The 26242-nt window shown below is 72.3% G+C and carries 27 protein-coding genes; 22 read left to right on the forward strand and 5 right to left on the reverse strand.

Translation table 11 applies throughout. The features are described from left to right. Positions 1-23 precede the first annotated feature (23 nt). From HA073_RS15920 to HA073_RS15940, 5 genes are all read left to right on the forward strand, one after another. Positions 24-884, forward strand: coding sequence for an Fpg/Nei family DNA glycosylase (locus HA073_RS15920; RefSeq protein WP_030499405.1), 861 nt, complete (start codon positions 24-26; stop codon positions 882-884). Between the two features lie 325 nt (positions 885-1209). After that, complete coding sequence (locus tag HA073_RS15925) at positions 1210-2715, forward strand: sugar transferase (RefSeq protein WP_069089258.1); 1506 nt, start codon at positions 1210-1212, stop codon at positions 2713-2715. 33 nt (positions 2716-2748) lie between these two features. Continuing rightward, on the forward strand, positions 2749-3972 hold the full coding sequence (locus HA073_RS15930) for a histidine kinase (protein WP_064448098.1): 1224 nt from the start codon (positions 2749-2751) through the stop codon (positions 3970-3972). Continuing rightward, positions 3969-4724: a LytTR family DNA-binding domain-containing protein gene (locus HA073_RS15935; RefSeq protein WP_043327751.1), complete on the forward strand. Its 756-nt coding sequence runs from the start codon at positions 3969-3971 to the stop codon at positions 4722-4724. Before HA073_RS15930 ends, HA073_RS15935 begins: the two co-directional genes overlap by 4 nt. A 66-nt stretch (positions 4725-4790) precedes the next feature. Next, entirely contained in the window at positions 4791-5453 is a 663-nt protein-coding gene (locus HA073_RS15940) for a DUF5701 family protein (protein WP_240925799.1), read from the forward strand. 22 nt (positions 5454-5475) lie between these two features. On the opposite strand, the gene HA073_RS15945 is transcribed toward HA073_RS15940, so the two are convergent. After that, positions 5476-6027 (reverse strand): Uma2 family endonuclease, encoded by a 552-nt coding sequence (locus tag HA073_RS15945; protein ID WP_166456772.1) that lies wholly within the window; start codon positions 6025-6027, stop codon positions 5476-5478. Positions 6028-6334: 307 nt separating this feature from the next. Here HA073_RS15945 and HA073_RS15950 point away from each other — a divergent pair, with 307 nt between their 5' ends. Beyond that, the gene (locus HA073_RS15950; protein ID WP_051611565.1) at positions 6335-6685 is read left to right on the forward strand and encodes a hypothetical protein; all 351 of its coding nucleotides are present in this window, start codon (positions 6335-6337) and stop codon (positions 6683-6685) included. Beyond that, positions 6685-8325 carry a cation acetate symporter gene (locus tag HA073_RS15955; RefSeq protein ID WP_113974508.1) on the forward strand — a complete coding sequence of 547 codons (1641 nt, stop codon included), beginning with the start codon at positions 6685-6687 and terminating at the stop codon, positions 8323-8325. Before HA073_RS15950 ends, HA073_RS15955 begins: the two co-directional genes overlap by 1 nt. A gap of 45 nt (positions 8326-8370) precedes the next feature. Here HA073_RS15955 and HA073_RS30630 read toward each other — a convergent pair whose 3' ends face one another. Both HA073_RS30630 and HA073_RS15965 read right to left on the reverse strand, forming a co-directional pair. Next, positions 8371-9228, reverse strand: a complete 858-nt coding sequence (locus tag HA073_RS30630; RefSeq protein WP_064448094.1) for a hypothetical protein — start codon at positions 9226-9228, stop codon at positions 8371-8373. After that, complete coding sequence (locus HA073_RS15965) at positions 9221-9721, reverse strand: SigE family RNA polymerase sigma factor (RefSeq protein ID WP_043327745.1); 501 nt, start codon at positions 9719-9721, stop codon at positions 9221-9223. The genes HA073_RS30630 and HA073_RS15965 overlap by 8 nt, the downstream gene beginning before the upstream one ends. Positions 9722-9872: 151 nt before the next feature. Between HA073_RS15965 and HA073_RS15970 the strand changes: the two genes are divergently transcribed. Genes HA073_RS15970 through HA073_RS15980 form a run of 3 tightly spaced genes read left to right on the forward strand, consistent with a single transcriptional unit; the run spans position 9873 to position 12801 of the window. Next, on the forward strand, positions 9873-10637 hold the full coding sequence (locus HA073_RS15970; RefSeq protein ID WP_043327744.1) for an ABC transporter ATP-binding protein: 765 nt from the start codon (positions 9873-9875) through the stop codon (positions 10635-10637). Continuing rightward, positions 10622-12310, forward strand: coding sequence for a hypothetical protein (locus HA073_RS15975; RefSeq protein WP_064448093.1), 1689 nt, complete (start codon positions 10622-10624; stop codon positions 12308-12310). The genes HA073_RS15970 and HA073_RS15975 overlap by 16 nt, the downstream gene beginning before the upstream one ends. Continuing rightward, positions 12310-12801, forward strand: coding sequence for an SRPBCC family protein (locus HA073_RS15980; RefSeq protein ID WP_043327742.1), 492 nt, complete (start codon positions 12310-12312; stop codon positions 12799-12801). Before HA073_RS15975 ends, HA073_RS15980 begins: the two co-directional genes overlap by 1 nt. Positions 12802-12807: 6 nt before the next feature. Here the strand turns inward: HA073_RS15980 and HA073_RS15985 are convergent, their stop codons facing one another. After that, the gene (locus HA073_RS15985; protein ID WP_043327741.1) at positions 12808-13065 is read right to left on the reverse strand and encodes a hypothetical protein; all 258 of its coding nucleotides are present in this window, start codon (positions 13063-13065) and stop codon (positions 12808-12810) included. Between HA073_RS15985 and HA073_RS15990 the strand changes: the two genes are divergently transcribed. The 12 genes from HA073_RS15990 (at position 13055) to HA073_RS16045 (ending at position 24863) form a co-directional block, all read left to right on the forward strand. Further along, positions 13055-13651: a flavin reductase family protein gene (locus tag HA073_RS15990; RefSeq protein ID WP_374102394.1), complete on the forward strand. Its 597-nt coding sequence runs from the start codon at positions 13055-13057 to the stop codon at positions 13649-13651. The genes HA073_RS15985 and HA073_RS15990 overlap by 11 nt on opposite strands. Positions 13652-13825: 174 nt before the next feature. Further along, on the forward strand, positions 13826-14194 hold the full coding sequence (locus tag HA073_RS15995) for a DUF485 domain-containing protein (RefSeq protein ID WP_030499418.1): 369 nt from the start codon (positions 13826-13828) through the stop codon (positions 14192-14194). Beyond that, positions 14172-15845: a cation acetate symporter gene (locus tag HA073_RS16000; protein WP_043327738.1), complete on the forward strand. Its 1674-nt coding sequence runs from the start codon at positions 14172-14174 to the stop codon at positions 15843-15845. Before HA073_RS15995 ends, HA073_RS16000 begins: the two co-directional genes overlap by 23 nt. 66 nt (positions 15846-15911) lie before the next feature. Continuing rightward, on the forward strand, positions 15912-16889 hold the full coding sequence (locus HA073_RS16005; protein WP_043327737.1) for an NAD-dependent epimerase/dehydratase family protein: 978 nt from the start codon (positions 15912-15914) through the stop codon (positions 16887-16889). Between the two features lie 74 nt (positions 16890-16963). After that, positions 16964-18211 carry an LCP family protein gene (locus HA073_RS16010; protein WP_043327736.1) on the forward strand — a complete coding sequence of 416 codons (1248 nt, stop codon included), beginning with the start codon at positions 16964-16966 and terminating at the stop codon, positions 18209-18211. Between the two features lie 203 nt (positions 18212-18414). Continuing rightward, on the forward strand, positions 18415-19629 hold the full coding sequence (locus HA073_RS16015) for an LCP family protein (RefSeq protein WP_043327735.1): 1215 nt from the start codon (positions 18415-18417) through the stop codon (positions 19627-19629). A 197-nt stretch (positions 19630-19826) separates the two neighbouring features. After that, the gene (locus HA073_RS16020; protein WP_233607736.1) at positions 19827-20744 is read left to right on the forward strand and encodes an LCP family protein; all 918 of its coding nucleotides are present in this window, start codon (positions 19827-19829) and stop codon (positions 20742-20744) included. Positions 20745-20772: 28 nt separating this feature from the next. After that, complete coding sequence (locus tag HA073_RS16025; RefSeq protein WP_030499424.1) at positions 20773-21108, forward strand: rhodanese-like domain-containing protein; 336 nt, start codon at positions 20773-20775, stop codon at positions 21106-21108. Positions 21109-21115: 7 nt separating this feature from the next. Continuing rightward, positions 21116-21907, forward strand: a complete 792-nt coding sequence (locus HA073_RS16030; protein WP_166456774.1) for a glycerophosphodiester phosphodiesterase family protein — start codon at positions 21116-21118, stop codon at positions 21905-21907. Between the two features lie 76 nt (positions 21908-21983). Then, entirely contained in the window at positions 21984-23438 is a 1455-nt protein-coding gene (locus HA073_RS16035; RefSeq protein ID WP_043327733.1) for an ATP-binding protein, read from the forward strand. A 63-nt stretch (positions 23439-23501) separates the two neighbouring features. After that, entirely contained in the window at positions 23502-23918 is a 417-nt protein-coding gene (locus HA073_RS16040; protein WP_176722903.1) for an ATP-binding protein, read from the forward strand. 60 nt (positions 23919-23978) lie between these two features. Next, on the forward strand, positions 23979-24863 hold the full coding sequence (locus tag HA073_RS16045) for a DUF5926 family protein (RefSeq protein WP_166456775.1): 885 nt from the start codon (positions 23979-23981) through the stop codon (positions 24861-24863). A gap of 8 nt (positions 24864-24871) precedes the next feature. On the opposite strand, the gene HA073_RS16050 is transcribed toward HA073_RS16045, so the two are convergent. Further along, a complete protein-coding gene (locus HA073_RS16050; RefSeq protein ID WP_043327730.1) occupies positions 24872-26086 on the reverse strand; it encodes an arginine deiminase in 1215 nt (404 codons plus the stop codon). Positions 26087-26242 lie beyond the last annotated feature (156 nt).

The following is a 26242-nucleotide window of genomic DNA, read 5'->3' on the forward strand; positions in this document are numbered from 1 at the left end:
GGAAAGAAGGCTACCGTTGGACGATGCCCGAACTTCCGGAGGTGGAAGCGCTCGCCGGTTACCTGCGCGAGCGTGCGGTGGGCCGCCGCGTGGAGCGGTTCGAGGTCGCCGCGATCAGCGCGCTCAAGACGTACGACCCGCCGCCGAGCACTGTCGCCGGCCGTACGGTCACCGGTGCCGGCCGGTACGGCAAGTTCCTCGATGTCCGGTTCGACGAGGGACTGCACCTGGTGGTCCACCTGGCCCGGGCAGGCTGGCTGCACTACCGGGAGGCGTTCCCGGCGGCGACCCCGCTGCGGCCCGGCAAGGGCCCGATAGCGGTGCGGGTACGCCTCGACGACGGCTCCGGCTTCGACCTGACCGAGGCGGGCACCCAGAAGAAGCTGGCCGCCTATCTGGTCACCGACCCGGCGCTGGTGCCGGGTGTGGCGAAGCTCGGGCCGGACGCGCTGGAGGCGGATCTGCCGACCTTCGCCGAGCGGCTGCGCAGTCGCCGGGGCCAGGTGAAGGGCGTGCTGACCGACCAGTCGGTGCTCGCCGGGGTGGGTAACGCGTACTCCGACGAGATCCTGCACGCGGCGCGGCTGTCGCCGTTCGCGATCACCGACCGGCTCACCGACGACCAGCTCGCCGGCCTGCACGCGGCGACGCGCACGGTCCTCGGCGACGCGGTACGCCGGTCGATGGGCCAGCGGGCGGCGGAGCTGAAGGGCGAGAAGCGCTCCGGGCTCAAGGTGCACGCCCGCAAGGGCCTGCCGTGTCCGGTCTGCGGCGACACGGTGCGTGAGGTTTCGTTCGCCGATTCGAGCCTCCAGTACTGCCCCACATGTCAGACCGGCGGGAAGCCGCTGGCTGACCGAAGGTTGTCCCGTCTCGTACGGTGAGTAACCGCACCCGGCGATTACTGAGTGGAATCGACCCGGGATCACCGAAGGTCCGGGTCCGCCCCTCTACCCGAGTGGTCATCCATCGGTATAGTGGCTCGGTCCCCGGCTTCACAACTGATTCGGAGCCGGCCAGATCTCACCGAGCACCAGCGGCACGGCTTCTTCGCGGGGGCCGGTCCGGGCCGGGCCCGCGTGGGAGACTGGGACGGTGAGCGACCCGGATCCTCACGGCGAGTGAGGGTGCGGGTCATGCGGGAGGACATGGGTTGAGGTGACGACAAGCCTCCAGCGCCCGGTAACCGACAGAGGCCGGAGCAAGAGCGTGCGGCACGTCGACAGCTTTGAGATCCAGCCGCCGACTCCGCCGTCGCACAACGGCGTACCCCGGTCGGCGTGGGCCCGCGCTCGGCGCCGGGTCTCCCGGTGGCACCGGCCCTACATCCTGTTCCTGCTGCTGCTCGACTTCGGCGCGGCGGCTCTGGCCAGCTTCCTGGCCGTGCAGATCTTCGAGCAGGCGGCCTCCGGTTTCCGGGACGCGCCCGAGGCGTGGTTCTACACCGTGGCGTTCCTGCTGCTGCCGCTCGGCTGGGTGCTCATCCTCTGGGGCAACCGGGCGTACGACCGGCGCTACCTCGGCCTCGGTCCGGACGAGTTCAAGCGGGTGATCCGCTCGGGCCTGGCGGTCGCAGCGACCGTGTCGTTCCTCGCCTTCGCGACGAAGACCACACTGTCCCGGTGGACCGTCGGCTTCGCGCTGCTCGGCGCGCTGCTGCTGATCCTGCTCGGCCGCCTGATCGCCCGGGCCGCCCTGCACGGGCTGCGCCGCCGGTTCGGGCACGCCGGGCACCGGATGGTGCTCGTCGGCACGCTGCCCGAGTGCCTGGAGGTCTACACCACTGTCACCCGGCACCCGTCGGTCGGCCTGATCCCGGTGGCCATCCACCTCACCGACGGGTACGCCGCCGCCCGCGGCCTGGAGACCCCGGTGCCGGTGTACGCGGGCCGCGACGTGCTCGCCCTGGTACGTGAGGTCGGCGGCGACACCATCGCGGTCTGCGGCTCGGCCAGCGCCGAGCCGGGCGAGCTGCGCCGCCTGGCCTGGCAGCTGGAGGGCTCCGGCGTCGACCTGGTGGTCGCGCCCCAGCTCACCGACATCGCCGGTCCCCGGGTGCACATCCGCCCGATCGAGGGCCTGCCGCTGCTGCACGTCGAGGAGCCGACCCTGTCCGGGCCGGCGCTGCTGGTCAAGAACCTGATGGACCGGGTGGCCGCCGGCCTGGGCCTGCTGATGCTGGTCCCGCTCTTCGCCGCCATCGCCCTGGCCATCCGGATCTCGGACCCCGGGCCGGTCTTCTTCCGCCAGCCCCGCGTCGGGCACGAGGGGCGGACGTTCCGGGTCTGGAAGTTCCGGACCATGTACGTCGACGCCGAGGAGCGGCTCGCCGGTCTGGTCGACCGGAACGAGACCGACGGCATGCTGTTCAAGATGAAGCAGGACCCCCGGGTCTTCCCGGTGGGCCGCTTTCTGCGGGCCACGTCGCTGGACGAGCTGCCCCAGCTGATCAACGTGCTGTGGGGCGAGATGTCGCTCGTCGGCCCGCGCCCGCTGCCCGCCGACGACGGCGACTTCCTGGGCGACGTACGCCGCCGGCTGCTGGTCCGGCCGGGCATGACCGGGCTGTGGCAGGTGTCCGGCCGCTCCGACCTGTCCTGGGACGAGGCGGTCCGGCTCGACCTCTACTACGTCGACAACTGGTCGCTGGCGTACGACCTGAGCATCCTGTGGCGGACCGTGGGCGTGGTGCTGGCCCGCAAGGGCGCGTACTAGCGCTACCGGGCCGGCACCCGGCAGGATCGCTGCGTGGGTGGCAACCTCTCCGCCGTCTTCGCCGTCGTCTCGCTCGTGACCGCGTTGGCGGCGGCGCTCTGGGCGGTGCTGCGGCTGCGTGGCCGACGGGGCATCGCCACGGCGACGCAGCGCGCCACGTACGAGGTGCTGCACACCGCCGGGCTCGCCGCCGAGCCGCTGCGCGCCGGGCTGACCGCCGCGGACGCGGCGAAGGCCGTACGCCATCTGCGGGCCCTGGTGGGCGCGGCCGGGCTGGCGCTGACGGACCGGGACACGCTGCTCGCCGTCGACGGGCAGGGCGCGCACCACGGCGATCAACTGGTCGCGGCGGCCCGGCGCGCGGTCGGCAGCGGGCGTTCCACAGTGCTGGGCGAGTCGGAGCTGCGCTGCGACCTGGTCGACTGCCCGGTCCGCGGCGCGGTGGTGGCGCCGCTGCGCGCGGACGGCCGGGTGGTCGGCGCGCTGGTGGCGGTGGCCGGCGAGCGGCCGGCCCCGGGTCTGGTGCAGGCCACGCTGGAGACCGCGCACTGGGCGGGCGACCAGCTCGCCCTGGCCGAGCTGGAGTCGTCGCGGGAGCGGCTCGCCCGGGCCGAGGTGCGGGCGTTGCGCGCCCAGATCAGCCCGCACTTCATCTACAACGCGCTGACCGCGATCGGTTCGTTCGTGCGTACCGACCCGGAGCGGGCCCGGGAGCTGATCCTGGAGTTCGCCGAGTTCACCCGCTACTCGTTCCGGGCGCACGGCGAGTTCACCACGCTCGCCGAGGAGCTGCGCTCGATCGACCGCTACCTGACCATCGAGCGGGCACGGTTCGGCGAGCGGCTCCAGGTGCGCCTGCAGATCGCCCCCGAGGTGCTGCCGGTGACGCTGCCGTTCCTCTGCCTGCAGCCGCTCGTGGAGAACGCGGTCCGCCACGGGTTGTCCCGCAAGCCGGGCACCGGCATGGTGAGCATCGAGGCCCGGGACGCGGGCGCGGAGTGTCACATCACGGTGGAGGACGACGGGGTGGGGATGGATCCGACGACGCTGACCGCCGGGATCGCCGAGCTGTCCGGGGCGGGCAGCGACCCGGCCGACGACCCGGGGCAGCACGTCGGCCTCTCGAACGTCGACGAACGGCTCCGGTCGGTCTTCGGGGACGGGTTCGGCCTGGTCGTCGAGACCGGCCTCGGCTCGGGTACGAAGGTGAGCATGCGGGTGCCGAAGTTCCACCCCGGCGTACGGGTTTCCTCGTGACGGGGTTCCTTCGGGTGCTGGCGGTGGACGACGAGCCGCCCGCGCTGGACGAGCTGGCGTACCACCTGCGCGCCGATCCCCGGGTGGCCCGGCTGCACACGGCCGGGGACGCGACCGAGGCGCTGCGGGTGCTCCGCGACGACGACGTGGACGTGGTGTTCCTCGACATCCGGATGCCGGGGCTGGACGGCATGGAACTGGCCCGGGTGCTGCGCCGGTTCGCCCGTCCGCCGGCGATCGTGTTCGTCACCGCGTACGACGACGGCGCGGTGGACGCGTTCGACCTGGGCGCCACCGACTACGTCCGCAAGCCGGTACGCGCCGAGCGGCTGGCCGAGTCGCTGCGCCGGGTGATCGGCTCCCGGGTGGTGCCGTCGCACCCGGCCGCGCTGGCCCGGGCGGAGGAGGATCCGACCATCCCGATCGAGCTGGCGGGCACCACCCGGATGCTGCCCCGTTCGGCGGTGCGGTGGGTGGAGGCGCAGGGCGACTACGCGCGCCTGCACACGGCGGACGGGTCGCACCTGGTCCGGGTCTCGCTGGCGACGCTGGCCGAGCGCTGGGCCGATGCCGGGTTCGTCCGGATCCACCGTTCGTACCTGGTGCAGTTGCGGCTCATCGCCGAGTTGCGGCTGGTCAACTCCGGCTATGTGGTGGTGATCGACGGATCCGAGCTGCCGGTGAGCCGCCGGCACACCCGGGAGCTGAAGGACAAGCTGGTCCGTGCCGCGAAGCAGGACTGGAGTCGCTGAGGGAGGGGTCACCGCAAACCCTGGCGTACAATGTACGGCAGACCGTACGACAGGGTGGGGGACCGCATGTCCGACGACCGCTTCGACGCCGCCGCAGAATTCGACAGCCAGCTCGACCGCCTCGTTCAACTCGGCTATCCGGCGCTGGCCGGGCAGACCGAGGAGACGTTCCGCGCCCTGCTCAGCCCGCTGCGCGACGCGGCGGTCACCGGTTCCGCCGGGCTGCGCGGCCCCACCGAGGGGCGGGTGCCGTTCCTGCTGGTGACCACGCGGGAACTGGTGCCGGTGCCGGAGCGGATCGCGCTCACCACGCTCGCCGGCAAGCGCAAGACCGGCATCCTCGACCGGAACTTCCCCGCCGACGACCTGCCCACCTTCCACCCGATCAAGGAGCTGGAGGTGCCGGCCGGGCCCGCGTACCTGCTCTTCGACGTGGACCGGGGCGAGGAGTACCGCAACGTGGCGCCGTCGGCCGCGCTGGAGGACATGACCGCGAAGGACCGGCTCCCCATCACCATCGACGAAGGTCTGGCGTTCGTCACGCTGTACCCGGCGGCGCTGGCGAGCAACAGGTGCTTCTCGCTCGTGGGCTCGCGCTGCGGTGACCGGCGGGTGCCCGCGCTCTGGATCAGTCAGGGCGCGCCGAAGCTCGGGTGGTGCTGGTTCGGCAACCCGCACACCTGGCTGGGCTCGGCGACCTCGAACCCGGTACGGGTGGGACTCGGCTGACGCCCAGGCGGGATCAGGGCGCTCAGAAGATCTCGGCGACCGGCAGGACGAGCGGGAACGGCTGGTCGGCGCGGTACACGTCGGCGGTGGAGAGCACCGCCGACTCGCGGTAGCGGCCGTCGACGTTCTCCAGCACGGTCAGGGTCTCCTTGCGCGGCTCGACGAGCCAGTAACGCGCGATGCCGGCCACGCCGTACTCGTGGCGCTTGAGGACCAGGTCACGACCGGCGTTGCCGGGCGAGACGACCTCGACCACGAGCAGCACGTCGGCCGGGGCGAGGGCCGGGCCACCCCGCTCCAGTGCCTCCTCGCGGGCGACGAAGACGTCCGGCACGAAGTAGGAGGAGCGCTTCGCGCTGACGCCGACGTCCTGCCCGACGAGCAGACCGGCCGGAGCCTGCCGGTCGAGGAGCCGGCGGAGACGGTTGGCGATCGCGCCGTGCCGGACGTCGGCGTGTGGGGACACGAGCAGGCTCCCGTCGAAGATCTCGTAGTCCTGGCCGTCCTCGGGGAGGTCCTGGAGGTCGTCCACCGTCCAGACGTCGCCGGTGCCGGGTCGTGCCGGGCTGGTCACTGTCACACCTCCTCTCTACCGGCTCACCCTGACACCCCGCCCGGTCGTCCACAACGACTCCGCGCCGTCCACCGGGTTATCCACAGGGGTGAAGCGTTATCCACAGGTTGTGCACAGGGCGCAACGACGCGGTCTTGACAATTCGGCTCAGCGGGCGAGACTGCCGGGGGTGACCGGAGCCGAGGAACAGCATCCACCGGGGCGGCCCGTCGAGACCGCCCCGGTGCCCGGCCCGCGCGCGTCGCCGGCGCCCGCCCCCCGGCAGCCGGAGAGCCCGCAGCCGGCCGCCACCCCGCAGCGGACCCGGATCGTGCTGGCCGAGGTCTCCCGGGCCGGCAGCCCGGCCGACCGCACCCGCTCCGAACTGGCCCAGCAGACCCCTGTGGGCGAGACGCTGGTGCAGGGACTGATGCGGGCCCAGCTCTCGCTCGCGTTGCGGCTCAGCCTGCTGGTGATGATCGGGCTCGGCGGCCTGCCGTGGCTGTTCGCCATCGCGCCCTCGGTCGGCCGGGTCACGGTGCTCGGGGTCAACCTGCCGTGGCTGCTGCTCGGCGTCGTGTCCTTCCCGTTCCTGATCGTGGTCGGGTGGGCGTACGTGCGGCTGGCCGAACGCAACGAGCAGGACTTCGTCGACCTGATCCGACGGCCGGAACGCTGATGTCCAACGGGTACGTGGTCCCGGCGATCGTCGCCGTCACGCTGGTCACCGTCGGCATCGGTTTCTACGGGCTGCGGCTGGCCCGCACCACGTCGGACTTCCTGGTCGCCTCCCGGGCGGTCAGCCCGACCTGGAACGCCGCCGCGATCGGCGGGGAGTACCTGTCGGCCGCGAGCTTCCTCGGCGTCGCCGGGCTGATCCTCAAGTACGGCGTGGACGTGCTCTGGTACCCGGTCGGCTTCGCCGCCGGATACCTCGCGCTGCTGCTGTTCGTGGCCGCGCCGCTGCGCCGCTCCGGCGCGTTCACGCTGCCCGACTTCTGCGAGGTACGGCTCGGCTCCCGGCGGTTGCGGACGCTCGCCACCGTCTTCGTGATCTTCATCGGCTGGCTCTACCTGGTGCCGCAGTTGCAGGGCGCCGGGCTGACCCTGGCCACGCTCACCGGCTCGCCGTACCCGCTCGGCGCGCTGCTGGTCGCCGTGGTGGTGACCGCGAACGTGGCGCTGGGCGGCATGCGGGCGATCACCTTCGTGCAGGCGTTCCAGTACTGGCTGAAGCTCACCGCGCTCGCCGTACCCGCGATCTTCCTGGCGTTGCAGTGGCAGGCCGACGCCCGCCCGGCGGTGACCCCGCCCGACGGGCCGACGTTCCGGACCGCGACCACCGTCGTGGTCGAGCACCGCGCGACGCTCACGCTGCCCGACGGCGACATCCGGGAGGTACGCCCCGGCGACCGCCTCGAATTCGCCGCCGGTGACCCGGTGCCGGAGGTGTCCGGCGCGGCGACCGGCCCCGCCGAGTGGCTGCTGCCGGACACGGCGGGGGAGAACGACAGAGGGCTGTTCGCCACGTACTCGCTGATCCTGGCCACGTTCCTCGGCACCATGGGCCTGCCGCACGTGCTGGTCCGCTTCTACACCAACCCCGACGGCGCCGCCGCCCGCCGCACCACGCTCGTGGTGCTGGCGCTCGTCGGCGTCTTCTACCTGCTGCCCACCGTCTACGGCGTGCTGGGCCGCATCTACACGCCGCAACTGCTTGTCAGCGGCCAGACCGACGCGGTGGTGGTGCTGCTGCCCGGGGCGGCGCTCGGCGACGGCACCACCGGCCGGCTGCTCGCCGCGCTGGTCGCGGCCGGCGCGTTCGCGGCGTTCCTGTCCACCTCGTCCGGCCTGCTCACCAGCGTCGCCGGGGTGATCTCCACGGATGTGCTGGGCCGCGGCTCGGTACGCGGCTTCCGGCTCGCCACGGTGATCGCCGGCGGGGTGCCGGCGTTGCTCTCGCTGAACGTCTCCGGGCTGGACGTCTCGCAGGTGGTGGGGCTGGCGTTCGCGGTGGCCGCGTCGAGTTTCTGTCCGCTGCTGGTGCTCGGCATCTGGTGGCGCGGCCTGACCGACCTGGGCGCCGCCGCCGGGGTGCTGGTCGGCGGCGGCGCGGCGGTCGGCGCGGTCCTGCTCACCGTGCTGGGGCCGCCGTTGACCGGATGGCCGGCGACGCTCACCACGCAGCCGGCCGCGTGGACGGTGCCGCTGGCGTTCGCGGTGATGGTGCTCGTCTCCATGGCCAGCCGGCGGCGTCTCCCGCGTGACGTCGGCGCCACCATGCTCCGCCTGCACACCCCGGAGTCGCTGCGCCTGTGAGGCGGGGCCGCGCTCGCTCGGCCCCGCCTCACCTCCGCGCACCCGTCAGCAGGTGTCCGTGCCGGCACACAGCCGGTTCGCCACCGACCGGGCGGTACGACGGGCCTCGGTGGGCGTGGTCTGGGAGTCGAGGCGGAGCTGCGCCACCAGATCGCCCTGCCGGACGACGAGCCAGCGACCGGGCCGCCCTCCGACGTCGCTTCCCACGAGAACGCCGTCGTCACCGCCGAGCGACTCCGCCATGATCGACAGCGAGTCGCCCGGCTGCTCCATCTCGCAGCCCGTGACCAGCTTGCGGAGATTCTTCATCACCGTGGTGGCGGACGTGCCCGAGTGCCGGGTCACCCGCTGGACGATCCAGTCGGTGGGCGAGTTGAACGCCACCGACCGGGTGGCCACCTCCCCGTCGGACAGCGTCGGCGACTCGTTCACGCAGAAGGAGGACATGAACTCCAGGGACCAGTCACCGCCCACCTTTCCCGTCTGCATCGTGAAGCCCGTCGGCAGGTCGGCGAGCTGGAGCGTCGCCGCCGCCGGAATCGTCCGGCTCGGCGTACGGCTGGTCGGCCCGCCGCCGATGCTGGCGGCCGGCTCTCCCGCGGTGCGACTCGGCGTCGGCGCCCCGCTCGCCGACGGCTCGGCCGACGGCGTGGTGCTCGGCGTGGGCGCCGGCGTCGGCGTGATCGGTTCGACTGTCGCCGGGGGCACCGGCGGCGGTGCGGCGTCCGGACGGGCCAGCACCACACCGGTCGCCACGACCGCGACGGCGACCGCGGCGGCCAGGCCGGCGGCGAGCTGGGTACGCCGGGCCCGTTGCCGCCCTCGGCGGCGCACCTGCTCGGTGGGCGCCCAGATCAGGTCCTCGGTGTCCTGGTAGAGGTCGGAGAAGATCGGGTCAGGCATTGCGGACCTCCTCCGGGAAGTTCACGTCGAGCAGGGCGGCGAGAGCCTTGCGGCCCCGGGCCAGGCGGGCCTTGACGGTGCCGCTCGGCACGCCGATCTGCGCCGCGATCTCCGCGACCGACAGGTCGGCCAGGTGGTAGAGGACGATCGCCTGCCGCTGGTCCGCCGACAACTGCCGCAACGCGCTGACCAGCGCGACAGTGTTCTCGGAGGGTGGCCGGACCGGAGGTGGTGGTCCGTGCCGCCGGTAGGCGACCACGCTGTTGCGGACCTTGCGCCACCGGTTGACCAGCAGGCGGTGCCCGACGGTGCGCACCCACGCCTCCGGGTCGTCGTACGTGCCGACCTGGGACCAGCGCTGCCAGGCCCGCGCGTACGCCTCCTGGGCGGCGTCCTGTGCCTCGCTCCGGTCGCCGCCGAGCGCGTACAGCACTGTCACCACGCGTTGTCTGCTGTTCCGGTAGAACTCCTCGAACCCACTGTCCGGATCCATCTCTCTCCCCGCTGCCGTTCGTACGCCTGACACCCCCCGCCGTGGTGGGCGGTTGCACGCCGTCGGCGATCCGACTCGTACCTCTCAGGGATGAGGCGAGATCATCCTGCCGTCCGAGCAGCCGTTGGGCGGGGACCGATACGGTCAGACCATGACCGACCAGCACCCCGCGCTCTCCCTTCGTGGCCTGGCCAAGCGCTTCGACACCAAGATCGCGGTGGCGGGCGTCGACCTCGCCGTGCCGACCGGCTCGTTCTACGGCCTGCTCGGACCGAACGGGGCCGGCAAGACCACCACGCTCTCCATGGCCGTCGGCCTGCTGCGGCCCGACGCCGGTGAGGCGCGGGTGCTCGGGTACGACGTCTGGGCCGACCCGGTACGCGCCAAGAGCCTGCTCGGCGTGATGCCGGACGGCGTACGCCTCTTCGACCGGCTGAGCGGGGCGGAGCTGCTCGCGTACCACGGTCTGTTGCGCGGCATGGACCCGGCGGTGGTCGACCAGCGGGCGGCGGAGCTGCTCGACGTGCTGGCGCTCTCCGACGCCGGGCGCACGCTCGTCGTCGACTACTCGGCCGGCATGAAGAAGAAGATCGGCCTGGCCTGCGCGTTGCTGCACGGCCCGCGCCTGCTGGTGCTGGACGAGCCGTTCGAGGCGGTCGACCCGGTCTCGGCCGCGCTGATCCGGGACATCCTGCACCGGTACGTCAGCGGCGGCGGCACGGTGATCTTCTCCAGTCACGTGATGGAGGTGGTCGAGCGGCTCTGCTCGCACGTGGCGATCCTGGCCGAGGGCCGGATCAAGCGGGTCGGCACGCTCACCGAGGTGCGCGGCGACCGGTCGCTGGAGGACGTCTTCGTGGAGGTCGTGGGCGGCCGGACCGCCACCGGGGAGGAGCTGTCGTGGCTGTCCCGGTGACCGCCCCCGAGCGGCCGGCCCGGCGCGTGTCGTCCCGGCACTTCGTCCGGCTCAAGCTGCGGGTGCTCGGCAACAACTTCCGGGGCCAGAAGTGGCGGATCGCGCTGTTCGTGCTGGGCCTGCTGCTCGGGCTCTGGTTCGCCGCCGTCGGGTTCTTCCTGCTCGCCACGCCGGGCCTGGCCGACGAGCCCCGGTACGCCCTGATGGTGGCCGCCTTCGGCGGTGGTCTGCTCACGCTCGGCTGGCTGCTCCTGCCGCTCGTCTTCTTCGGCGTGGACGAGACGCTCGACCCGGCCCGGTTCGCGCTGCTGCCGTTGTCCCGCCGCACCCTGGTCACCGGCCTGCTCGCCGCCGCCCTGGTGAGCGTGCCCGCGCTGGCGACGGCGCTCACCGCGGCCGGTCTGGTGGTCACCGCCGGGCTGCTGGGCGGCTGGTCAGCCGCAGTGGTCGGCGCGCTCGGCGTGGTCGCCGGGCTGCTGGTCTGCCTGGCCGGGGCCCGCGCGCTGACCAGCGCGTTCGCCACGATGCTGCGGTCCCGCCGGGTACGCGACCTGGCGGCGGTGCTGCTCGCCGTCCTGGCCGCCCTGCTCGGGCCGTTGCAGTTGCTGGTGCTCGCCGCGGTGCAGCAGACCGACTGGGACCGGCTGGACGGGGTGGCCCGGGTGGTCGGCTGGACGCCGTTCGGCGCGCCGTGGACGGTCGGCGTCGACGTGGCCGAGGGCCGGGCCGGCGCGGCGGTCGCGAAGCTGCTGATCGCGGTCGCGACGCTCGGCGTACTCCTGTTCTGGTGGTCGCGGTCGCTGGAGTCGGCGATGGTGGGCGCGGCGAGCGCCGGCCCTTCGCGCGCGCCGCGCGGCGTGGCCGGCGGCGCGGTCACGCAGTTGTTCCCCCGCGCGGTGGGCTGGGCGCGGCGGGACCGGTTCGGGGCGCTCGTCGCCCGCGAGTGCCGCTACTGGTGGCGGGACGCGCGGCGGCGGGCCAACCTCATCACGGTCGCCGTGGTCGGTGTGTTCGTACCGGTGATGGTCAACCTCGGCGGCGTCTCGTTCTCCACCGAGGGCGGGGCGGAGTTCGGTGGCGGCGACTCCTCACCGGCGCTGGTCAGCCTTTCCATGATCTTCGTCGGGGTGCTCGCGTCGCTGACGCTGGCCAACCAGTTCGGCTTCGACGGCAGCTCGTACGCCGCGAACCTGGTCGCCGGGGTGCCCGGGCGGGTGGAGCTGCGGGCCCGGATGACCGCGTTCTCGATCTACGTGGTGCCGATGCTCGTCGTGATCGCGGTCGCGCTGGCGCTCTTCCTGGGGCGTCCCGCATGGCTCGGCGTGATGGGTGGCGCGTTGGCCGCCGCGTACGGCTGCGGGCTGGCGATCAACGGGTTCGTGTCGGTGCTCGGCGCCTACTCGCTGCCCGAGTCGAGCAACCCGTTCGCCATGAACAGCGGCGCGGGGTTCACCAAGGGCCTGCTCACGCTGGTTTCCATGGTCGCCTCCGCGGTGGTGGCGGTGCCGTTCGTGGTGGCCGCCGCGCTGCTCGGCGACGTGTGGCTGTGGCTGGCGCTGCCGATCGGACTGGCGTACGGGGTGGGCGCGGCGCTGCTCGGCGCGTACCTCGCCGGGGACACACTGGACCGCCGGCAGCCGGAGCTGCTGGCCACCGTCACGCCGAGGCGCTGATGCCGGTCGTCGAGGCGGTCACCACGGTCCCGATCCCGCCGGAGCTGGCGTTCGCGGTCTCCCAGACGGTCGCGCCGGTCCGCTACCGCTGGGATCCGTTCGTCCGTGAGCAGCACTTCGTCGACGGCGCGACGGCGCCCGGCCGGGGCGTGCGCACGTACACCCGCTCCCGGCACGGCCTGGTCATGGTCAGCGAGTACGTCTCCTGGTCACCGCCGACGAACGTCGGCATGAAGATGGTGCGCGGGCCGTGGTTCTTCGAGCGGTTCGGCGGCGGCTGGCGCTTCGCGCCCGGCCCCGAGGCCGGCACCACGATCGCGACCTGGCGATACAACTTCCGCTGCCGCCCGGCGTTCCTGCGCCCGGTGGCCGAGCGGATCGGGGTGTGGCTGCTCGGGCGCGACATCCGCCGCCGGATCGCCGGGTACGCGGCCGGATGCGCGGACCCGGAGGTGCTGGCCGCCGCCCGCCGCCTGCTCGCCGACGGCTGATCCCGGTTACGCGGTGCGGCGCATCGCCGCGTAGACGTGGTGGCCGTCGCCGACGCTCGTCATGGTGACCAGCTCCCAGCCGTAGTTGGACAGGTGCTCGACCGCTTCCATCAGCGGCTGGAACGCCCGGCGGCCCCAGGTGTTGTTCGCCCGGACCAGCAGGTGCCGGTGTGGATAGGCACGCAGGTCGACCTGACCGCCGAGGACGGCGTCGGCGGCGACGACCCGTTCCTGGGCGAGTTGCTGCGGGGGGATGAGACTCATGCCCGGCAGGGTATGGCGTTGCGTCGAACCCCGCCCGGCAGCGGGCGGCACAATGTTTCACGTGAATCCAGAGCCGGGCGCGCAGATCCATTCCACCGACCCGTTCGCGGCGCCGGCCGGGCAACGCTCGCCGGTACGGCGGCTGCGCGGTCGGCTGGCGGCCCCGGTGACGCTCTGGACCGCGCCCGGCCCGGCCGGGCTGACCGTCTCGTCCACGCTGGTCGCCGAGGGCGAGCCGGACCGGCTACTCGGCCTGGTCGACGCGGAGTCGGACCTGTGGGCGGCCATCGAGGAGGCGGGGCGGTTCGCGGTGGCCCCGCTGGGCCCGCAGCACCGGCAGCTCGCCGACCGCTTCGCCGGCCTGTTCCCGTCGCCCGGCGGCCTGTTCGCGCTGGACGCCTGGACCGAGACGCCGTACGGGCCGGTGCCGGCGGACGCCGGCGGGTGGGCGGGGTGCCGGCTCGACACCGCCCGCGAGTACGGCTGGGGCCTGCTGGTCGAGGCCACTATCGAATCGGTGGACCTGCCCCGGGACACCCTCCCCCTGCTGCACTACCGCGGCCGCTACCGCGAGCTGACCGACTGACCCACCCGGCGGTCGGGGTGACCGGTTAGCGGAGTGACGTGGGTCACTCGGCGCAGCCGGGGCGCCGTTCGGCGCAGCCGTTCGCCGCCGGGCGGCGGAGCCTTCCCGGGCGGGGAGCGCGCTCTCTACCGTGCGCGAAACTCCCCCCACGCCTGCGAAGGTGGTGATCCACAGATGTCCACGGACACACCCGCGTCCGCGCCCGCCGAGTCGGCGGCGGAACGGTACCTCGCCGTCCAGCGGTCCGACGAGTTCGCCGGGTTGCGGCGCGCGCTGCGCGGCTTCATCTTCCCGATGACCGTCGCGTTCTTCCTGTGGTACGCGCTCTACGTCATCCTCTCCGCGTACGCGCGGGGATTCATGGGCACGAAGCTGATCGGCAACATCAACGTCGCCCTGGTCTTCGGCCTGCTCCAGTTCGTCTCCACGTTCGTCATCGCCTGGCTCTACTCCCGGTTCGCCAACCGCCGGATCGACCCGGTCGCCGACCGGATCCGCGACGAGATCGGGGAGGTGACCCATGAACACGGTCCTCGCGGCTGAGGCGGGCAGCACCACCGCCCGGAACCTCACCATCACGCTGTTCCTGGTCTTCGTGGCGATCACGCTGGCGATCACCGTATGGGCCAGCCGGCAGACCAAGACCGCCACCGACTTCTACGCCGGCGGCCGGTCGTTCTCCGGTTTCCAGAACGGCATGGCGATCGGCGGCGACTACATGTCGGCGGCGTCCTTCCTGGGCATCGCCGGCATCATCGCGCTCTACGGCTACGACGGCTTCCTCTACTCGATCGGCTTCCTGGTCGCCTGGCTGGTGGCGTTGCTGCTGGTGGCGGAACTGCTGCGCAACTCCGGCCGGTACACGATGGCGGACGTGCTGGCGTTCCGGATGCGGCAGCGGCCGGTCCGGACCGCGGCGGCGGTCTCCACCATCACCGTGTCGATCTTCTACCTGCTGGCCCAGATGGTCGGCGCCGGCGCGCTCGTCGCGCTGCTGCTCGGCATCAAGCCGGGCACCACCTTCCTCGGCATGGACGCCGACACCGCCAAGGTCGCCACGATCATCATGGTCGGCGCCCTGATGATCATCTACGTGACGGTCGGCGGCATGAAGGGCACGACGTACGTGCAGATCGTCAAGGCGTTCCTGCTCATGGGCGGCGCGCTGGTGATGACGCTGCTGGTGCTCGCCAAGTACAAGTTCAACCTGTCCTCGCTGCTCGGCGACGCGGCCAGCGCCTCGGGCAAGGGAGCGGCGTTCCTCGAACCCGGGCTGCGCTACGGAGTGGAGACACCCGGCGACGCGCTGAAGACGTTCTACAGCAAGATGGACCTGCTCTCGCTGGGCATCGCGCTGGTCCTCGGCACGGCCGGCCTGCCGCACATCCTGATCCGCTTCTACACCGTGCCGACCGCGCGGGCGGCCCGCAAGAGCGTGCTCTGGGCGATCGGCATCATCGGTGCGTTCTACCTGCTCACCCTGGCCCTCGGCTTCGGCGCGGCGGCGATCGTCGGCGGGCAGGCGATCACCGAGCAGGACAAGGCCGGCAACACGGCCGCGCCACAGCTGGCCGAGGCGCTCGGCGTGGACTTCCTCGGCGGGAACCTGGGCGGGGCGACACTGCTGGCGATCATCGCGGCGGTCGCGTTCGCCACGATCCTCGCCGTGGTCGCCGGGTTGACGTTGGCGTCGTCGTCCAGCCTGGCGCACGACTTCTACGCCAACGTGGTGAAGAAGGGTGAGGCGTCGGAACGGCAGGAGGTGAACGTCGCCCGGATCTCCGCGCTGGTGATCGGCGCGGTCTCGATCGTCCTGTCCATCTTCGCGCAGAACCTGAACGTAGCGTTCCTGGTCGCGCTGGCGTTCGCGGTGGCCGCCTCGGGCAACCTGCCGGCGATCCTCTACAGCCTGTTCTGGAAGCGGTTCAACACCTCGGGCGCGGTCTGGGCGATCTACGGCGGCCTGCTCTCCGCCGTGCTGCTCGTCTTCTTCTCGCCGGTCGTCTCCGGCGCGCCGACGGCGATGTTCCCCGACCACGACTGGCACTGGTTCCCGCTGTCGAACCCGGGCATCATCTCGATCCCGTTCGGCTTCCTGTGCGGCTGGCTCGGCACGATCCTGTCCAAGGAGAGCGACGAGGAGAAGTACGCGGAGCTGGAGGTGCGCTCGCTCACCGGAGCCGGCGCGCACTGATCGGCACGTCGAGCGGGGCCCCTGCCGTACGCGGGGGCCCCGCCTCGCGTGTATAGGCTGACCGCCATGAAGGTCGCTCCCCGCTTCGGTAGCGGACACCGCATCCTGGTCACCGGCGGCGCCGGTTTCGTCCCGTCCCACCTGGTCGACCGGCTCGTCGAGCGCGGCTGCACGGTAGTGGTGCTGGACAACTTCGTCACCGGGTCCAAGGAGAACGTGGCCCACCTGCTGGACAAGCCGACCTTCACGCTGGTCGAGGCGGACATCTCCGACGGCCTGCCGCACCACCCGGCGATGACCGAGCGGTTCGACGCGATCCTGCACATGGCGTCCCCGGCCAGTCCCACCGACTTCGAGAAGCTGCCGGTGGAGATCCTCCGGGTGGGCTCGGTGGCCACGCTGGCGCTGCTGGAGCGGGCCACCGACGACGGCGCGCGGTTCCTGATGGCCTCCACCTCTGAGGCGTACGGCGACCCGAAGGAGCACCCGCAGCGGGAGACGTACTGGGGCAACGTCAACCCGATCGGCATCCGGAGCGTCTACGACGAGGCGAAGCGCTTCTCCGAGGCGGCCACCATGGCCTACCACCGCAGCCGGGGCACCGACACCGCGATCGTGCGGATCTTCAACACGTACGGCCCGCGGATGCGTCCGGACGACGGCCGGGCCATCCCGACGTTCATCTCCCAGGCGCTGCGCGGCGAGCCGATCACCGTGCACGGCACCGGCAACCAGACCCGCTCGATCTGCTACGTCGACGACCTGGTGCGCGGCATCCTGCTGCTGCTCGACTCGACGCAGACCGGTCCGATCAACTGCGGCACCGAGCACGAGATGTCGATGCGGCAACTGGCCGAGACGATCGTGTCACTCACCGGAAGCACGTCCGAGGTGAGCTACATCACTCGCGCTTCGGACGACCCGGAGATGCGCCGCCCGGACCTGACCCTCGCCCGCGAACTGCTCGGATATGAGCCGAGCGTCACGCCCGAAGACGGACTCCGGCGCACGATCGAGTACTTCCGCGGGCGGCTCGGGTACTGAACCCGCCCGGGACGCGGCTGACATCGGCGCGCGTACGAGGGCGTCGGTGGCCCGGCCGACCTACCCTCGGTTACATGTCAGCGACCTCGTCTGCCGGCTCTCCGTTCCCGCACCCCCTGAACCGGGACGCGGGCCGCGCTTCGGTTCCCGGCTCCGGCCGGGGCGCCACCGGGCGCGCCCGCACCTCGGATGCCCGCTGGTATCCCCCGCACGACGAGGCGCCCCGCTCGGGGCGTACCGGCGGTCCGGTGGGGCCGACCGGACCCGGCGGCCCGGGCGACGGCGGTCCGGGCGGTCCGGGCCGGCGCGGCCCTCGACCGCGCTGGGGACGCATCGGCCTGGTGGCCGGCGTCGCGGTGCTGGTGCTGGCGCTGCTCGGCGGCCTCGGCGCCTGGTTCTACGCCCGTAATCTCGACGACGACCTGGCCCGCACGGACCCGTTCGCCGGGATCACCGGCGGACGCCCGGCCAAGCAGGTCGACGGCGCGTTCAACATCCTGCTCGTGGGCAGCGACTCGCGGGATCCGGACGCCCCGGTCGACGGCTCCGGCAAGTGGCGCGCGGACACCGTGATCGTCATGCACATCCCGGCCGACCACAAGCGCGCCTACCTGGTCTCGGTGCCGCGTGACCTGTACGTGCCGATTCCGGAGAGCGCGGGCGCGTCCTGCGACTCCGGCTCCCGCAACAAGATCAACGCGGCGTTCGCGTTCGGCGGCCTGCCGCTCGCGGTGAAGACCGTGGAGTGCTTCACCGACGTACGGATCGACCACGTGATGGCCATCGACTTCGGCGGCTTCAAGGAGGTCACCGACGCCCTGGGCGGGGTCGACCTGAAGGTGGAGCGGACCATCACGTCGATCCACAAGCCGTACCGGACGTTCACCAAGGGCGTGAACCACATGAACGGCGCCGAGGCGCTGGACTGGGTCCGGCAGCGCAAGCAGTTCCCGGACGGCGACTTCGCCCGGATGCGGCACCAGCAGGAATTCCTGAAGGCGCTGATGGACAAGGCGGCAAGCAGCGGAACGCTCACGAACCCGAAGAAGCTGAACGACTTCCTCAAGGCGGTGACCGCCGCCGTCACGGTCGACCAGGGATTCTCGTTGACCGACATGGCAGTGCAGTTCCGCAGCCTGCGGGGCGAGAACCTGACGTTCGTCACCAGCCCGCACCTGGGTGGCCAGACCATCGACGGCCAGTCGGTGGTGGTCTCCGACCGGGAGAAGGCGCTGGCGATGTACAAGGCGATCGCCGCGGACCGGATGGCCGAGTGGATGCAGGCCAACCAGAAGGGTTCGGGCGACAACGCGGGCGGCTGACGTCGGCACGGCATGACCGGGAACGAGCGCTAGGGCCTCGCCACCACGGAGGCCAACCGCCGACCGGCTCCTTACCCCTGCCCGTTCGGCCACAACCCGAAGATGTGGGCCGGTATTGATGGGAATTGCCGCCCTACGAGGTCGCGAGAACGGGAACAGATACGTAAAGTGGTCCCGCCCCCGATCACCGAGCTGGAGCACGCATGTCGGTCCAGACCAGCCGTCGCCCGCAGTCACCGGCACCCGGATCATCCGGGCGGGTCCCTCCGGTCATCCCCACACAGCCCGGTTCCGGCGGTCGCGGTCCCGGCGGTGGCAAGAAGAAGCGCACCAAGCGCAAGGACCCGCTCTGGGCGAAGCTCACGCTGGTGCTCGGCGCCGTGCTGATGGTGACCAGTGGCGTCGCCATCGTCGGCAGCAAGGCGGTCATCGGCCAGGCCACCGACAACATCGCCCAGCGCAACCTGCTCGGCGGCGCGGGCAAGAGCGAGGCCGAAGGCGGCAACAGCCTCGAGGGCCCGATCGACATGCTGCTGCTCGGGGTGGACGCCCGCGAGCGCTGGGCCGCCGACGACGTCCGGTCGGACACGATCATCATCCTGCACATCCCGGCCAGCCACGACCAGGCGTACCTGATCTCGATCCCCCGGGACACCGAGGCGCGTATTCCGGCGTTCGAGAAGAGCGGCTACAAGGGCGGCACCGACAAGATCAACGCGGCCTTCTTCCACGGCGCCCAGAACGGCGGCGGCTGGGAGGGCGGCGCGCAGCTGATGGCCAAGACGATCAAGTCGATGACCGGAATCGGCTTCGACGGCGCCGCGATCATCAACTTCGGCGGCTTCAAGAGCGTGATCGACGCGCTCGGCTCGGTACGCATCTGCGTGAGCCACGAGGTCAAGTCGCACCACATGTCGTACGTCGACGGCAAGCCGATGTGGAACGCCGACGCGAAGAAGACCGGCAAGCCGTACAAGGCGGTGGTGCACAAGAAGGGCTGCCGGGAGATGCAGGGCTGGGAGGCGCTCGACTACTCCCGCCAGCGCTACGGCCTGCCGAACAGCGACTACGACCGGCAGCAGAACCAGCAGCAGCTGATCAAGGCGATGGCCAAGAAGGCCACCGAGGGCGGCATGCTGACCAACCCGATCAAGCTGAACTCGCTGATGAAGGCCGCCGGCAAGGCGTTCGTCCTGGACACCGGCGGCGTGCCGATCGCGGACTTCATCTTCACGCTCAAGAACCTCAACGGGAACGACCTGGTCACCCTGCGGACCAACGGCGGCACGTTCGCCGGCAACAGCAACGGCCGGGAGACGTTCAACGAGACGACCATGGACATGTTCCAGGCGGTCAAGAACGACAAGCTGGCCGACTTCGTGGTGAGCAACCCGGACGTCCTCTCCACCCGCAAATGACCTGCTGACCTGCGCGAAAGCGCCATCGGTCGGCCGATCCCCCCGTAGCCTGACGTGAGCGGGTCTCATGTCGCGGCTACGGGGGGATCGTCACGTCCAGGCCAGCACGGAACCGACGCGGGCGGGGCGCACCCGCCCGCTGGGCCCGGTTCCTGCTCGGCACCGGACTCGTCCTGGTCCTGCTCGCCACGCTCGGCGTGGCCGGGCTGAACTGGCTCACCCACCGCTACGACCGCACCGTCGCCAAGGAGCAACTGCTCGACCCGGCCGCCCGGAACAAGCGGACAGACCTGGACGGCGCGCTCAACTACCTCCTGATCGGCTCGGACCACCGGCCCGGCGCGAACCCCGAGGACCAGCGCTCCGACAGCATCCTGATCGTGCACGTGCCGGCCGGCATGCGGCAGGCGTACCTGATCTCCGTGCCGCGCGACCTGCTGGTGGCGCTCCCGGCGGCGCCCGGCTTCCCCGGCGGCCAGGACAAGGTCAACGCCGCGTACGAGCACGGCGGCGGGGGCGAGGGCGGCGCCCGGCTGCTCAGCACCACGCTGACCCGGCTCACCGGCATCCGCTTCGACGGCGCCGCGCTCGTCGACTTTTCCGGTTTCAAACAGGTGATCGACGAACTCGGCGGCATCCGGATGTGCGTGGACACGCCGGTGCGCTCGATCCACACGAAGCACCAGTTCGACGCCGGCTGCCAGCAGATGGACGGCGCCCGGACGCTCGACTACGTCCGCCAGCGCTACGACCTGCCCGGCGGCGACTACGACAGGCAGCGCCACCAGCAGCAGATGCTCCGGGCGGTGCTCGACCGGGCGGGCGAGACCCACCTGCGCACCGATCCGGTGAAGCTCGACCGGGTGCTGCGCGCGGCCGGCGGAGCGCTGACCGTGGACACCAACGGCGTACCCCTGGACGAGCTGCTGTTCGCGTTGCGCGGGCTACCGGCGGACGCCCTGCGCGGCGTCCAGGTGCCCTCGTACCCGCAGACCATCGACGGCGTCTCGTACGTGGTGCTGGACAACGGCGGCGGCGGTCTGTTCACCGCGCTGCGCGACACCCGGATGCCGCAGTGGGCCGGCGCGAATCCGCGCTGGGTCAACCGGCTGTGAGCGGTCCGGGCGGCTAGGCTTGGTGACCGTGTTCGGAGCCTCACTACCAAGCGTCCCCGCGTCGGCCGTGCCCGACGACGTCTACCTGCTCGACGTCCGCGAGGACGACGAGTGGGCCGCCGGCCACGCGCCGGCCGCCCGTCACCTGCCGATGACCGAGCTGCCCGCCCGGCTGGCCGAGATCCCGCAGGACCGCGACGTGGCGGTGATCTGCCGCTCCGGCGGCCGCTCCGCCCAGGTCGTCGGCTATCTGCTGCGTAACGGCTGGGACCAGGTGCGCAACGTCGAGGGCGGGATGGGCGACTGGGCCGCCGCCGGCCGCCCGGTGGTCACCGACGACGGGCAGCCGGGCCGGGTCGCCTGAGGCGGTCATGACCGTCCCCCTGGTCTTCGCCCACCGCGGCGCCTCGTACGACCTGCCGGAGCACACGCTCGCGGCCTACCTCCGTGCCATCGAGGAGGGCGCGGACGGGCTGGAGTGCGACGTCCGGCTGACCCGTGACGGGCACCTGGTCTGCGTGCACGACCGCCGGCTGGACCGCACCAGCAACGGGCACGGGCTGGTCAGCGCGCGTACGCTCGCCGAACTGGACGCGCTCGACTTCGGCTCCTGGCACCGGGCCGCGACGCTCGCCGAGGACGACGAGCCGCTGGACGAGTCGCACACCCGGCTGCTCACGCTGGAGCGGCTGCTCGACGCGGTGCTCGACGCCGGGCGGCCGGTCCGGCTGCTGATCGAGACCAAGCACCCCTCGCGTTACCGGGGCGAGGTCGAGCGCCGCCTGGTCACGCTGCTGCGCCGGTACGGGCTGGACGAGCCCCGCCCGGGCCACCGGGTCCAGGTGACTGTGATGTCGTTCTCGCCGCTGGCCGTACGCCGGATGCGGGAACTCGCCCCGGCGCTGCCCACGGTGCTGCTGCTGGAGGTGCTGCCGCGGCTGCTGCCGCTGGGCCGGCTGCCGTTCGGCGTCCGGATCGCCGGTCCCGGCGTGGACCTGGTCCGGGCCCGCCCGCGCCTGGTTCCCTCGCTGCGCGCGGCCGGCCACTCGGTGTACGTGTGGACCGTCAATGAGCCGGAGGATCTGGAACTCGTGCTGGAAGCCGGCGTGGACGGGGTGATCACGGACCGGCCGGCCCGTGCGCTGGCCCGGTTGGGCCGGTGAGTCCGGTCGATCGGTATCGGCCACGGTCGACCGGCCGGGGGTGTCCGGGAGGGCTGCCGCGCGGCACACTCGGGACATGCCGGAGCGAACCGACTACCCCGCCCTCATCGCCGGCCACACGACTGTGATCAACATGATCAACGCGGGCGAGTCCGGTCCCGCAGTGCTCAACCGCCTGCTCCACGAGGTCGGACCGGCGGTGGGCGCGGCCGGTCTGGTCTTCGTGGAGTTCACCCCGGCCGGCGGACGGGTGATCGCGGCGACCGGCCGCGCCGAGTTCGTGCTCGGCCGACCGCTGCCCGCCACCGACCCGGCCACCGTCTGCCTGCTCGCCGGGCCGCCGGTGCGGGAGGTCCGGGTCGACGCGATCCCGGGCGCGCTCGCCGACGAGGTGGCCGGCCGGGGGCTCAGCCGGATGATCGTGGCGCGTGCCGAGATCGGCGGTCTCACCGTCGGCAGCCTGCACGCGCTCTACCCGCTGGGCGAGCCGCCGGATGCCGCGCAACGCGCCGTGATCGGCTACGTGGCCGCGTGCGTCGCGCACATGTACGGCGACCAGACCGGCCTGCCGGTGCACGGGGACGGCCCGGTCGTGGCGGCGCTCGCCGACGGGCTGGCCGTGGTGGACCGCGACGGGCGGATCCGGCTCTGGAACCCGGCGGCGGTCCAGGTGACCGGCCGTCCGGCGGAGGAGGCGCTGAGCCGCCCGCTGCCGTTCCCGCTGCCGCCGCCGGGCCAGGTGCTCGACCACCGGATGCCGGACGGGCGCTGGCTGCGGATCACCTCCGGCGAGCTGCCCGGCCCGAACGCGCTGCGCGTGGTCACCTTCCGCGACGTCACCGACCAGCAGCGGCGCGACCACGACCGCGATCTCTTCGTGGCGGTGACCAGCCACGAGCTGCGGACCCCGGTCACCGTGATCAAGGGGTACGCGGACACCCTCACCGACCACTGGGACTCGCTGAGCGACGACGACCGCCGGCAGGCCGCGCGGATCATCGGCCAGCGCGCGAACGAGCTGGCCCGCCTGGTCGACAGGCTGCTGACCGCCGCCACCGAGAACCGTCCCGGCGGGGAACCGGCCGCGCCGTTCGACCTGGTCGACGCGCTGCGCGCGGCGGCGACGGACCTGCCGGCCGACATCCGGCACCGGGTCGTGCTCGACCTGCCGGCCGACCTGCCCAAGGCGCTCGGCGACCGGCACAGCCTCGCCACAGTGCTCACCGAGCTGGGCACGAACGCCGGGAAGTACTCACTGCCGGACACCCCGATCGAGGTCACCGCCGAGGCGAACGAGCGGACCGTCTCGTTCCGGGTGGCCGACCGGGGCATCGGCATCCGCCCGGAACACGTGGAGCGGGCCTTCGACCGGTTCTGGCAGGGCGAGTCCGGTGACCGCCGGCGGTATCCGGGCGCGGGACTCGGTCTCTATCTCGTCCGCCAGATCGTTGAACAGCAGAATGGATGGGTATCCCTCCGGCCCAGAGCCGGTGGCGGTACGGTCGCAGAGGTGCGGCTGCCGCGGGGTTGACCCGGCGCTCGCAGACGGGGAAGGAACGACGTGTCGACTGGTCCGCCCGAACGGTCGTGGTGTGTGGTGGTGCCCCACGACCCGACCGGCGCGCGTCTGGCCCGGCACCGGCTCGCCGACGAGCTGACCGGCGTCGTACCCCCGATTCTGCTGGCCGACCTGGTCGCGGTCCTCGCCGAACTGGTCGGCAACGCGGTCCGGCACGCCGACGCGCTGCCCGGCGGCGTGGTCCGGGTGGCCTGGCGGCTGCGGGTCACCGAGGAGGGGCCGAGCATCCAGCTCCGGGTCACCGACGGTGGTTCCGGCGCCGGCCCGTGCATGCGGGCCGCCTCGCCGGACGCCGCCGACGGGCGCGGGCTGCACATCGTCGCCGGGCTCGCCAGCGGCTGGGGCGTGGAGCGCGACGGCCTGGGCCAGAGCGTCTGGGCACGGTTCGATCCGGCCCCGGCGCACCGTCCGGGCCTGGTCGCGGCCGGCTGAACGCACGGGCAGGCGGGTCCTGCCCCCACCCGCGCGGCCCGGCATCTAGGCTGTCTCGCCATGAGCAAGCGTCGGAAGAACCAGCGGGTCGGCGAGAGCACCCCCAAGCGGGAGAAGGTGCGCGACGTCTTCGTGCCCCGGCCGTTCGAGGGCCTGGTCGACGAGCCGGAGTGGATCGCCCTGCGTGAGCTGGTCCCGGCCGCGTCCGCGCCGCTGCGGCTCACCCCGGAACTGATCGAGGAGTACGGCGACCGCCCGGTCACGCTGGCCACCGTGCTGCCGATGGCCGCCCCGGCGATGACCAAGCCGGACGGGCGCGTCTTCATCGGTCTGCAGCGGCACCAGCAGTCCGGCGACGTCTCCCGGGACCTGGCCGACGCGCTGATCTCCGCGCTGCGCACCGAGCCGGGCGGCCAGGTGAGCGTGCCGCCGCTGCCCGGGCCCGGCCCCCGCCTCCAGGACATCCTGGTGGACGGCCCGCTGGAGATCACCATGCACGACGGGTTCGACTTCTGGCTCGACCCGGGCGCCGCCGACGACCCGAACGTGCAGGCGTCCCTGGAGCGGGCCAACTCGGCCATCTACCCGACCGTGAAGCTGGCCGCCGCGCGGGCCGCGTACTGGTGCCAGGTGCCGGAGAAGGCCCACGTGCGGATGGTCCTGCCGGAGGACGAGGACGCCGCGCTGGACGCGCTGTCCCGGCTCGGCGCGGCCGGCGCGCTGACGCTCGGCGACGACACGAAGTTCGCCGGCATGTTCCGGGCACACGGGCGTCTCGCGCCGGTCTGGGACCTGCCGGAGGACACCCCGGCCGCCGAGTGGGAGGCGCCGCTGGCGGAGTTCGCCAAGCGTTACGCCGAGGCGGTCGCCGAGCAGGCGCCGCTGGACGCGGCCGGCCGCCGGTCGCGGCAGGGGCTGCTCGGCCGCCAGCTGACGCTGCGCTGACGTTCCGGTCAGGCGGCCCCGCCCTTCTCCCGCACCAGCGGGCAGGACATGCAGCGCGGGCCGCCGCGCCCGGAGCCCAGCTCCGATCCGGCGATCGCGATCACCTCGATGCCGGCCCGTTCCAGTTGCGCGTTGGTCTCCACGTTGCGCTCGTACCCGACGCAGAGCCGGGGCGCGAGCGCGAGCGTGTTGTTGCCGTCGTCCCACTGCTCGCGTTCGGCGGTGACCGGGTCGAGGCCGGTGTCGATCACCCGGAGCTGATCGAGGTCCATCGCGTCGGCGGCGGCGCGCAGGAACGGCGCCGGGCCGTCGACCCGCAGGTCGTCGCCGTCCGCGCCGACGATCACCGTGTACGCGGACAGCTCGTTGGCGATGTTCGGGTACATCAGCACGGCGTCGGTGTCGACCATCGTGCAGACCGTGTCCAGGTGCATGGTGGCGCGCTCCTGCGCGATCGGGACCACCAGGATGGTGTGCGCCAGGCCGGCGGCGAACACCTGCCGGGCCAGCCGCTCCGCGCCGGCCGGGGTGGTGCGTTCACCGACGCCGACGGCGAGCACCCCCGGGGCGAGCAGCAGCACGTCGCCGCCCTCCAGATGCTCCAGCCGCGGGTGGTAGACGAACTCGGTGCCGACGAACCGGGGGTGGTAGCGGTAGATCGCGTCGGTGAGCGTGGTCTCCCGCCGCCGCGCCGGCATGGCCAGGCTGGTGACACCGACCCGGTCCCCGATCCACACCGACGAGTCGCGGGTGAACAGCAGGTTCGGCAGCGGATCGATGACGAAGTCGTGCCGGTCCATCAGGGTCCACACGAGACCGCCGGGGCGGTCGCCGCCGATGCGCAACTCCTCGTGGGCGAGCCCGGCGATCAGCACGTCGGCCAGCCCGGCCGGGTCCAGGTACGCCAGGTGGTCGGCGACCCGGCGCCGCAGGGTGTGGCCGAGCCGGCGGGACCGCAGCACCTGATCGGTCAGCTCGGCCCGGGCGTCCGGCACGGCGAGCGTCTCGGCCAGAAGGTCGGCCAGGTAGAGCACCTCGACCCCGCGGGACCGCAGCGCCGCCGCGAACGCGTCGTGCTCCTCCTGCGCCCGTCCCACCCACGGGATGGCGTCGAACAGCAACGAGTCGTTGTTGCGTGGGGTGAGGCGGGCGAGTTCCGGTCCCGGGCGGTGCAGCAACACCGTCCCGAGCCGGGCGACTTCGCTGTCCACATAGTGGGTCACCCCCGCAGCCTAGGGCAGGCTTGCGCACCATTCGGAAAAGAAGCGTGGATGAATATGGCATTCATCCACACTCACTCCGGCGCCCCGGCTTGCCGAGCCCCCGGGGGCGCAACGTAGGGTAGTGGAGACATAACTTCGAGAGACCTTTTGCCGGAG

The sequence above is a fragment of the Micromonospora sp. CMU55-4 genome, assembly GCF_011602315.1.
Taxonomy (GTDB): domain Bacteria; phylum Actinomycetota; class Actinomycetes; order Mycobacteriales; family Micromonosporaceae; genus Micromonospora; species Micromonospora chalcea.